Genomic DNA, 300 nt, shown 5'->3' on the forward strand with positions numbered 1-300 from the left:
GGCAGAAGTCAAACGGCGGTTTTGAAACTAATCATTTCAAGGCCGCCGCTTTTTTATACCCACGGCGGCAAAGGAGGTACGCCGTGTTTCTTTGCCTTGTCCATGCCCTTAATTTGTCAAAAAAAAGCCCAGGCACCGGACCAGGATATTCTGATATTGGTTGCGAAAATTGTTCTAATATAAATAAATTCCTCGCTTTATGCGCTTGTGCGGTCTTGTGCTGTGCAAGCGCATTTTGCTTGCCTTACTTCTGGACAAAGTGTCCAGGGGTACGGAGCGGCACCCAGGGGAGCCGCCCCG

Annotated in this window: 1 protein-coding gene; it reads left to right on the forward strand. The window is 49.7% G+C overall.

The window, feature by feature from the left end; translation table 11 throughout:
• On the forward strand, positions 1-183 hold a 183-nt coding region (locus tag NE473_RS31315; protein WP_256265660.1), incomplete at its 5' end, for a hypothetical protein.
• Positions 184-300: the final 117 nt, after the last annotated feature.

It is taken from the genome of Hungatella sp. SL.1.14, from assembly GCF_024460495.1.
Taxonomy (GTDB): domain Bacteria; phylum Bacillota; class Clostridia; order Lachnospirales; family Lachnospiraceae; genus Hungatella; species Hungatella hathewayi.